This window comes from Bacillus hominis (genome assembly GCF_018332515.1).
GTDB classification, from domain to species: Bacteria; Bacillota; Bacilli; order Bacillales; family Bacillaceae_G; genus Bacillus_A; species Bacillus_A hominis.
Genome location: NZ_BOQD01000390.1, coordinates 1 through 10,093, shown reverse-complemented (window position 1 = coordinate 10,093; position 10,093 = coordinate 1). Strand labels below are relative to the sequence as shown.

At 34.5% G+C, this 10,093-nt stretch carries 11 protein-coding genes; 9 read left to right on the top strand and 2 right to left on the bottom strand.

Annotated features, from left to right (window positions below):
* Positions 1-14 precede the first annotated feature (14 nt).
* From KI356_RS25440 to KI356_RS25420, 5 genes are all read left to right on the top strand, one after another.
* Positions 15-971 carry a thymidylate synthase gene (locus KI356_RS25440; protein WP_212936825.1) on the top strand — a complete coding sequence of 319 codons (957 nt, stop codon included), beginning with the start codon at positions 15-17 and terminating at the stop codon, positions 969-971.
* Positions 972-990: 19 nt separating this feature from the next.
* Positions 991-1,479: a dihydrofolate reductase gene (locus KI356_RS25435; protein ID WP_128279901.1), complete on the top strand. Its 489-nt coding sequence runs from the start codon at positions 991-993 to the stop codon at positions 1,477-1,479.
* Between the two features lie 158 nt (positions 1,480-1,637).
* Positions 1,638-3,623 carry a penicillin-binding protein 3 gene (gene pbpC / locus KI356_RS25430; RefSeq protein WP_128279902.1) on the top strand — a complete coding sequence of 662 codons (1,986 nt, stop codon included), beginning with the start codon at positions 1,638-1,640 and terminating at the stop codon, positions 3,621-3,623.
* Positions 3,624-3,862: 239 nt separating this feature from the next.
* Positions 3,863-4,498 (top strand): FMN-dependent NADH-azoreductase, encoded by a 636-nt coding sequence (locus tag KI356_RS25425; RefSeq protein WP_212936824.1) that lies wholly within the window; start codon positions 3,863-3,865, stop codon positions 4,496-4,498.
* Between the two features lie 111 nt (positions 4,499-4,609).
* On the top strand, positions 4,610-5,329 hold the full coding sequence (locus KI356_RS25420) for a lysophospholipid acyltransferase family protein (RefSeq protein ID WP_212936823.1): 720 nt from the start codon (positions 4,610-4,612) through the stop codon (positions 5,327-5,329).
* A 37-nt stretch (positions 5,330-5,366) separates the two neighbouring features.
* Here the strand turns inward: KI356_RS25420 and trhA are convergent, their stop codons facing one another.
* Positions 5,367-6,023, bottom strand: coding sequence for a PAQR family membrane homeostasis protein TrhA (gene trhA, locus KI356_RS25415; RefSeq protein WP_002118985.1), 657 nt, complete (start codon positions 6,021-6,023; stop codon positions 5,367-5,369).
* Between the two features lie 213 nt (positions 6,024-6,236).
* Between trhA and KI356_RS25410 the strand changes: the two genes are divergently transcribed.
* From KI356_RS25410 to KI356_RS25395, 4 genes are all read left to right on the top strand, one after another.
* Positions 6,237-6,416, top strand: a complete 180-nt coding sequence (locus KI356_RS25410; protein WP_002012719.1) for a twin-arginine translocase TatA/TatE family subunit — start codon at positions 6,237-6,239, stop codon at positions 6,414-6,416.
* Positions 6,417-6,469: 53 nt separating this feature from the next.
* A complete protein-coding gene (gene tatC / locus KI356_RS25405) occupies positions 6,470-7,213 on the top strand; it encodes a twin-arginine translocase subunit TatC (protein ID WP_012260868.1) in 744 nt (247 codons plus the stop codon).
* Positions 7,214-7,541: 328 nt separating this feature from the next.
* Complete coding sequence (locus tag KI356_RS25400; protein ID WP_002012715.1) at positions 7,542-7,793, top strand: DUF2535 family protein; 252 nt, start codon at positions 7,542-7,544, stop codon at positions 7,791-7,793.
* 153 nt (positions 7,794-7,946) lie between these two features.
* Positions 7,947-8,789, top strand: a complete 843-nt coding sequence (locus KI356_RS25395; protein ID WP_212936822.1) for a DegV family protein — start codon at positions 7,947-7,949, stop codon at positions 8,787-8,789.
* A 188-nt stretch (positions 8,790-8,977) separates the two neighbouring features.
* On the opposite strand, the gene KI356_RS25390 is transcribed toward KI356_RS25395, so the two are convergent.
* Positions 8,978-9,952, bottom strand: coding sequence for an MBL fold metallo-hydrolase (locus KI356_RS25390; RefSeq protein ID WP_128279906.1), 975 nt, complete (start codon positions 9,950-9,952; stop codon positions 8,978-8,980).
* Between the last annotated feature and the right edge of the window lie 141 nt (positions 9,953-10,093).

The following is a 10,093-nucleotide window of genomic DNA, read 5'->3' as shown; positions in this document are numbered from 1 at the left end:
AGGTTTTCCTACATATGAAACATGCTGAATATGAATACTTAAATTTATGCCGTCATGTAATGGAGCACGGTACGAAGAAAGAAGATCGTACGGGAACTGGTACTGTATCTGTATTTGGATATCAAATGCGTTTCGATCTAAGTAAAGGATTTCCTTTATTAACGACAAAGAGAGTCCCATTTCGCCTTGTAGCAAGTGAACTGCTTTGGTTTATGAAAGGTGATACAAATATTCGTTATTTATTGCAACATAATAATAATATTTGGAATGAATGGGCGTTTAAGAGCTGGGTAGAAAGTGACGAGTATAATGGTCCTGATATGACAGATTTCGGTCTTCGCTCTCAACAAGATGAGGAATTTAAGAAGCAATACGATGAGCAGATGGAATTGTTTAAAAAGAATGTTCTAGAAGATGATGATTTTTCAAATAAATATGGTTATTTAGGAGATGTATACGGAAAGCAGTGGCGTGCTTGGAAAACGACAGCTGGTGAGACACTTGATCAATTAAAAGATGTAATTGAAATGATTAAGAAAACACCAGATTCACGCCGCCTAATTGTTTCTGCTTGGAATCCTGAAGATGTACCAAGTATGGCTTTACCGCCTTGTCATACGCTATTCCAATTTTATGTAGCAGATGGAAAGCTTTCTTGTCAGTTATATCAAAGAAGCGGTGATATTTTCCTTGGCATTCCATTTAACATTGCAAGCTATTCACTTCTAACACATTTAATTGCACATGAATGTGGTCTTGAGGTAGGAGAATTTGTTCATACAATTGGTGATGCGCATATTTATACAAATCATTTTGAACAAGTAGAAAAGCAGTTGGCACGTGAGCCACGTCCATTCCCGAAACTTACATTAAATCCAGATGTAAAATCTGTGTTTGATTTTGAAATGGAAGATTTAGCTATTGAAGGATATGATCCGCACCCAGCAATTAAAGCACCGGTTGCAGTATAATTGTAGAGGAGATGAAAAAATGATTATTTCATTTATGGTCGCAATGGACGAAAATAGAGTAATTGGTAAAGATAATAAATTACCATGGCATTTGCCAAGTGAATTACAATACGTGAAGAAAACGACTATGGGTCACCCGCTTATTATGGGAAGAAAGAACTACGAAGCGATCGGTAGACCACTACCAGGAAGACGTAATATTATTGTAACGCGTAACGGTGATTATCATGTAGAAGGTTGCGAAGTTGCTCATACTGTGGAAGAAGTGTTTGAACTGTGTAAAAATGAAGAAGAAATCTTTATTTTTGGCGGGGCGCAAATTTATGATCTGTTCTTACCGTATGTGGAGAAATTATATATAACAAAGATTCATCATGCCTTTGATGGAGATACGTTCTTTCCAGAAATGGATATGACGGATTGGAAAGAAGTTTTTGTCGAGCAGGGTGTTACGGATGAAAAAAATCCGTATACGTACTATTACCATATATATGAGAAGCAACAATAGGAAAGAGGTCGATGTGAATATTCACATCAACCTCTTTATTTGTATTATTAGATATATCTTTATAGATGTGATTCGGTAGTGCTATAATGAGAGCTAGCATGTACAAAATGCTAAAAAATCTTTAGAAGCACGTTGTGTAATAAAAGGAGGAGAATCGGTTGAGAAAAATATGGGGGATTCTTTTTCTTTGTTTTGCATTAATGCTAGTCGGATGCGGCAAAGAAGAAAAACCACAAGAAGCGTTTGATACATATGCCAAAGCGTGGAATAAGCAAAAATTTGCTGATATGTATGATCAATTATCAGAAAATGCAAAAAAGAATATCTCTAAAAAAGATTTCACAGAGAAATATGAAAAAATTTATGCAGGTATAGAAGTGAAAAACTTAAAAGTAGAGACTGGCGAAGTAAAAGAGGATAAGCAAGAGAACGGCCCTGTTCCTTTTAAAGTAAGTATGGATACAGTTGGTGGTAATATCTCTTTTGGCCATGAAGCAAAAATGGTGAAAGAAAAAGATGGAGATAAAGAATCTTGGAAAGTTGATTGGACTCCTGATTTTATTTTCCCAGGCATGACAAAAGATAGTAAAGTGCGTATGCAGACAACACAACCAAAACGTGGTGAAGTTTACGATCGTAATGGAAAAGGTCTTGCGACGAATGGTAAAGCTTCTGAAATCGGAATGATTCCAGAAAAATTAGGGGATGCTGCTCCCCAAACGAAAGAAACGGTAGCGAAGTTGTTAAATATGTCTGTAGAAGAAATTGATCAAAAACTAGCTGCTAAATGGGTAAAACCGAATTACCTTGTACCGATTGGGATATTGCCTGAAGGGGCGACTCAAAATACGTATATTGATTTACCAGGTGTTTTAACAAAACCTGTAAATGTTCGTACATATCCATTAGGAGAAGCGGCAGCTCATTTAACTGGTTATATCGGAAAGGTAAATGCTGAAGATTTAAAGACGCTTCAAAAGAAAGGGTATCAAGCTGATGATCCAGTTGGTAAAGCTGGTTTAGAGCAAGTATTGGAAGAACAGCTACGTGGGAAAAAAGGTGGCCGTGTCTTCATGGAAGATGCACAAGGAAAAGAAATTAAAAATTTAGCGAAAACAGATGCTGTTGATGGAGAGAATGTAACTTTAACTATCGATAGTGCTACTCAAGAAAAAATTTATAATGAAATGAAAGGAGAAGCTGGATCAAGTGCAGCAATCAATCCGAAAAGTGGGGAAACGATTGCACTTGTAAGTAGTCCAGCTTATGATCCTAATTTAATTGCACGAGGAACATCAAAAGCACAACGTGAAGCTTGGAATAATGATCCGAAAAAACCGATGACGAATCGATTTACACAATTATCGGTTCCAGGTTCTGTATTTAAGCCGATTACAGGTGCAATTGGACTTGAAACAAAAACAATCGATCCAAAAGAAGAATTGAAAATTGAAGGACTGAAATGGACGAAAGATTCTTCTTGGGGCAATTATTACGTAACACGTGTAAAAGATGCAAATCCGATTGATTTTGATAAGGCAATGAAATACTCGGATAATATTTATTTCGCACAAGAAGCTTTGAAAATTGGAAAAGATAAATTTATGACTGAGGCGAAAAAATTCGGATTTGATGAGAAATTACCAATTGAATACGGATTCCCAGTTTCTAAAATCGCAAATGATGGCATAAAAAATGATATTCAAATGGCAGATACAGGATATGGACAAGGAGAAGTATTAATGACTCCTCTTCATTTAGCTTTAACGTATGCACCAATTGTAAATGATGGAACGATTCCGTCGCCATATCTTATTAAAACAGATAAACAACCAAAGGCCTGGAAAGAAAATGTGATTTCTAAAGGAACTCAAGATATATTGAAAACGGCTTTAACAAAAGTAATTAACGATCCAGATGGTACGGGGAAAATTGCGAAAATTGATGGTATGACTCTTGCTGGTAAAACAGGAACAGCAGAATTAAAAGTATCAAAAGAGGCAGAAGGAAAAGAACTAGGTTGGTTCGCTGCGTTTGATTTAAATTCACCTGATATGGTCATTACAATGATGATTGAAGATGTAAAAGGTAGAGGTGGAAGTAATATTCCGGCTGAAAAAGTGAAACATGTTTTTCAAAAGTAGTAATTGATGAAGACTATCTCCATGAAATATGGAGGTAGTCTTTTTATTTGGTTAAAACCTTAATATTTATATACAAAAACTAATTAAAGTAATATTACTTATTAACTTACGAAAAAAAAGTAGCTATTTTTATTGACACCAGTTAAAACTTTTTGTATTATACTTACATAAGGTAAGTTATTTACTTTCAAATTATAAATCTTGAATTAAAGATAAGTTAGGAAAAGGGAGAGAATACAATGACAAAAGTACTATTTATTACAGCAAATCCAAATTCAGCAGAAGGTTCTTTCGGTATGGCAGTAGGGGAAGCTTTCATCGAAGCATATAAAAACGAACATCCACAAGACGAAGTTGTAACAATTGATCTATTCAATACAACTGTACCAGCAATCGATGCAGACGTATTCGCTGCTTGGGCTAAATTTGCAGCAGGCGAAGGATTCGAAACTTTAAGTGAAAATCAGCAACAAAAAGTTGCAGCAATGAATAATAACTTAGAAACATTTATGCATGCAGATCGTTATGTATTCGTGACTCCAATGTGGAACTTCAGCTACCCAGCAGTAGTGAAAGCATACTTAGATAACTTATCAATCGCAGGTAAAACATTCAAATATACTGAAAATGGTCCAGTTGGCTTACTAGAAGGCAAAAAAGCACTTCATATTCAAGCTACAGGCGGCGTTTACTCTGAAGGAGCATACGCATCTATGGACTTCGGTCGCAATCACTTAAATGCAGTATTAGGATTCATGGGTGTATCAGACACTGAATATATTGCAGTTGAAGGAATGAATGCAAATCCTGAAAAAGCACAAGACATTAAAGAAACAGCAATTGTAAATGCGCGCGAATTAGCAAAACGTTTCTAATATAGAAAACTTCCAAATGTCCAAACACTTGTTATTTGGACATTTTTTCTTCTTTTTCCTTCGTTTGTCTAGTATAATGAAGGTCGGAATGATAATAGGTGGGGGTTCTGTATGATTCAAACGTTTTTTAAAATCTTTTATTTAATTTTAATCGTAATTGCGATTACACCAAGATTGTGGCGTATAAAAAGAAAAGCAAGTACGATGTCACCGCAAGAAAAAGATAGTGTTGTGTATAAAACAACAAACTGGTTTGGTAAGAAAATGGTGCGTGTAACTGGATCGACTGTAGAAGTAAAAGGACTTGAAAATGTTCCGAAAGACAAGCCGGTGCTAGTTGTAAGTAATCATCAAAGTAATATGGATATTCCTGTTTTACTAGGTTACTTAAATAAGCCAATTGGATTCGTTTCAAAAGCGGAAATTAAAAAGTTTCCGGTTGTACCAACGTGGATGGAACTAATGAATTGTGTGTTCATGGACCGTAGCGATCGCCGTCAATCTCTTAAGGCAATTAAAGATGGAATTGAACTGTTAAAGAACGGACATTCTATCGTAATTTTTCCAGAGGGAACGAGAAGTAAGGGTGGCGAAATCGGTGAATTTAAAGCAGGGAGTTTTCACCTTGCTGTAAAATCTGGCGTAGCTATCTTACCAGTAACTTTAGATGGTACATATAAGATGTTTGAGGCTAATGGAAATCGTATGAAACCAGCTCATGCAACATTAACAATTTCTAAGCCAATTACACCTGAAGAATATGCAAGTATGGATGCTAAAGAGTTAACCCAGCATACAAAAGATATTATTGCATCTCAATTACATACGTAATAAAAAAAGTTTCAGCTTATACAAGCTGAAACTTTTTTTATGCTGCGGGTAAGACATAAAACAGTACGCAGAAAAACATCATTGTACTACCACCTAGTACGAAGAGATGCCAAATGGCATGATTGAAGGGAAGCTTTTCCCAAAGGAAGAATATAGCTCCGACAGAATACAAAATGCCGCCTATTAATAGTAGTGAGAAGCCGTGACCGGTTAAATTTTCATAAAGGGGTTTAATGGCAACGATGATGAGCCAACCCATAATGATATAACATAATGTTGATGTTTTAATAAAGCGACGAACAAAGAAGATTTTGAAAATAATGCCACCAATCGCAAGGGTCCAAATAATTGCGAGTAAAGTCCAACCGAGCGGGCCACGCAGTGTAATGAGTAGAAATGGTGTATACGTGCCGGCAATTAATAAATATATGGCGGAGTGATCCAAAATGGTAAATAACTTTTCTACTTTTGGATGATGGATACTATGTAGCAGTGTAGAAAATAAGTATAGTAAGAACATGCTTACACCATAAACGGTAAAGCCAACAACAGCAGATGCTGTACCATGTTTGGAAGCATGAATAATTAATATGATTAAAGCAGGGATGCTTAAAATGGCACCGATACCATGGGTAATTGCATTCGCAATTTCTTCTTTTACAAATTGGGTCATTCTTGTAATTTTTTGCGTCATAATGTTAATCCCTTTCACTGTATTAAGATAAGTTATATTTTCCTTAACCATATCATATACAAAAGGAATAGAAAATGATATTTGTATAATTGATTTTATTTTTGAATTTTTTCGATAAAAGACAACGGATACATTGACGTTTACGGAATTTTTTGACAAAATGAAATTATGGAATAGTAGGACAAGGAATCTACTTATGAAGGGGATGGGGAAATGTTTTCAAATATTGGCTTTCCAGGGTTAATTTTAATTTTAGTTGCAGTGTTAATTTTATTCGGCCCAAAAAAGTTACCGGAAATTGGGAAAGCTTTAGGGGAAACGTTAAAAGAATTTAAAAAATCAACAAAAGAATTGACTGATGAGGCATTTCAAGAGAAGGAAAAAAATAAATAAAAGAATATGATGAATTTTTTCTATGAATGGATAAATAAAGTGTGGTGAACGAGATGGAAGATCGGGAAATGAGCGTAGTAGAACATATTGTTGAGCTTCGCAAACGAGTAATATATACAGTATTATCCTTTGTATTATTTTTAATTATTGGATTTACTTTTACGAAGGATATTTATTTTTGGCTTGTAAAAGATTTACCAATGAAATTAACTGTTCTCGGTCCAAGTGATGTGTTGTGGATTTTTTTCTCGATTGCTACAGTATTTGCTATCGTTTGTACAATTCCTTTTGCTGCGATACAAATTTGGTTATTTGTAAAACCAGGTTTACATCCCAATGAACAAAAAATGACATTAATGTATATACCGGTATTGTCTATATTATTTATAGCAGGCCTATCTTTCGGTTATTTTATCGTTATGCCATTTTTATTTCATTTCCTAACTACAATTGGTAATGAGATGTTTAATACAATGTTTACAACGGAAAAATATTTTCATTTCGTATTAAATTTAACAGTTCCGTTTGCTGTTATATTTGAATTACCTGTAGTTGTTATGTTTTTAACGAGTATAGGTCTTCTAACGGCAGAATTTCTTCAGAAAATAAGAAGATATGCTTATGTCGTGTTGATTATAATTGCATCATGTATATCGCCGCCAGATTTTTTATCACATAGTTTAGTAGCGGTACCGCTTATTTGTATTTATGAAATTAGTATCGCTTTATCAAAGATAGTTAGTAAACGAAAACAGAAAAGAGAAGAAGAAATACAGTCGAAAAGTGCCTCGTTATAAAGGCACTTTTTAATTTATTTGTTATACTCTAACTATAATTGTATACAATATATAGAAGAAAAAAATTATAGAATCTCCAAAATTTAGACAAACTTTTCATTTTTATAAGTTTATACTGAAGTTATCAAGCTATATATGGGTAATAAGACTCCCGTCTGAAAGTATATATAGGACAGGATTCGAATTAGGTGGATATAAATGAAGTAGTAACTTCTAAGCGGGGCAGCTTAAGGATATTTTAGTATTCATAGGAAACCTACACTAAAAAAGGTGTTAAAGAATAAAGTGGAGGAAGTTCAAAAATCCAACGAAAAAGAGGATTGATATTGTGATTACGAAAAGTTTTTATTTCACTCATGCAACAGGGAATTGTATTAAAATATTTGAAATCCCTGTCCTACAAACACAGCATCCATTAGCATTTCTAATTCAGTCTCGTCTTCAATTGTTTATTGCAAAAATTCAAAAACATAAAAACCCAAGATTCTCGTACTCTTTCCGTGAATATTTACAAAGTTGTTTGAAGTGGAATGATTATTCAAATGTATATAAAACAAATACTCTTGAAAAGAATGCATAATACACAGCAAGGACAGAGTTAGGTAGGCTCTGTCTTTTTTATTTTAGGTATAAAAATATAATTAATTTGGTGAAATTTATCCGAAATTGTTGAAAGCGTCGGGAATGCTAGTATAATAACAGGGAGAGCGTATTGGAAAGGGAAGAATATAATATGCAAAAAATTAAAATTGTAACAGATTCAACGGCAGATTTATCTCAAGAAGTGATTGAGAAGTATGATATTCATGTTTTACCATTATCTATTTCTGTGAATGGACAAACATACTTAGATCGCGTTGATTTACAACCAAATGAATTTATTGAAGAAATGGCGAAATCAGAAGAATTACCAAAAACATCACAACCAGCTATGGGTACATTTGTAGAAATGTATGAAAAGTTAGGGGAAGATGGAAGTGAAGTACTTTCCATTCATATGACAGGTGGAATGAGTGGTACAGTTGCAACGGCAAATAGTGCCGCATCAATGGCAGACACAAAAGTAACGGTTGTTGATTCTCAATTCATTAGCCATGCATTAGCATATCAAGTAATTGAGGCTGCAAAAATGGCAAAAGAAGAGCGCTCACTAGAAGATATTATAAATCGAATTGATGAAGTGAGAAAAAATACTCGTTTATACGTAGTCGTAGATACATTAGAGAACTTAGTGAAAGGTGGACGTATCGGTAAAGGGAAAGCATTTATCGGTTCTTTACTGAACATCAAACCAATTGCAAATCTGGAAGGTGGAGCATACAATCCAGTGACAAAAGTTCGTAGTCAAGGACAGATTGTAAAGACGTTAACAAAATTATTTGAGCAGGATACAGCTGGGAAAGTTGTAAAGGCTGTTGCGATTCCTCATGCAAAAGCAGTTCCTTTAGCAGAAAGTGTAAAAGCTGCTGTTGAAAAAGTGAGTGGATTCACTCAATCAGAGATTTTCTATACAACACCAGTTATCAGTACTCATACAGGACCAGGAGCAATTGGTTTTATGTATTTAGCAGAGTAATAAAAAAGCTACTTGAAATGAATTTTCAAGTAGCTTTTTTATCATTTCAGGACAAAAAATAAGAAATGAGAAGGGCAATACAGGCGCTACAGCTAATTATATAGCGAGTCTGTAAATAATCTTTCATGGAAAACACCCTTTTCAATTTTTTAAAGTATATGATAAATTACTCGCAAAAATTAGTTCTATTATACATGAGAGGTTTCTGTGATTTTTACTGGTTCTTTATCTGGGACAATAGGGCTATAAGTGAAAGTTTGGCCTAAAAAGAGAACATGTAGTTGTTCCCACGGTAGCATTCGTAAATTCCAGTTATTTCGTAGTCGTGTTACTGCTTCTCTTGGTGTTTCATCTGCTAAAGCAAAAGTACCGTAGTGCATTGGAATGAAATGTGTAGCTTGTATATCTAGATAGGCTTGCACAGCTTCTTCTGGTGAAACGTGAGACACTTTCATAAACCATTCTGGTTCATAGGCACCAATTGGCATAAGTGCAATATCGATTGAAAACTGTTTGCCGATCTCTTTAAATCCTTGGAAATAACCACTATCACCAGAAAAATAAATGGTTTCTGAAGAAGTCATATTATCAATGATCCATCCTCCCCAGTGAGAGGTGTTCATATCAAATAATGTTCTTCTCGTCCAGTGCTGGGCAGGTACGAAGTGAAAAGAGACTTCATCAATTGTTGTACTTTCCCACCAGTTGTATTCTTCTACATTGGTGAATTTTTTACGAGTAAATAATTTTTTTAGCCCAATAGGAACAAGGTATAAAATATCATCGTTTAGTTGGCGAAGAGATGAAAAGTCTAAATGATCGTAATGACCGTGTGAAATAAGAACGATATCGATTTTAGGTAGTTCTTTTATAGTGAGCCCTGGCTCAGTAAGTCGTGGAACTAACTTTAATTTATTAGCCCATACTGGATCTGTTAAAATATTTAAGCCGTTCGTTTGAATGAGAAAAGTTGAATGACCAATCCATGTGACAGTCGTTTTTTCAAAGTTATTTAGCAGAAATTCACTTTGTTTAACTGGTGATTGTTCTACTAGGAAAGAAAAATCTTTTTTGTTTTGCTTTCTCTCTTTACGCCAGCGTAAGAAGGAGCGAATTGATTTTTTTGTACTTACATTATCCATATTTTCATAGCGCTTAGACATGAACATCACCTCATTTAAAATCGTTGTAGTTGTATTGTACCGAAATGTTGTAAAGGAAAACAGTGTTTAACATGGATTAATGTTTAAGTAATTGTAAAAAAATAGGGGGAGGTATTTACAAATTTAACAATGAACTTTGTT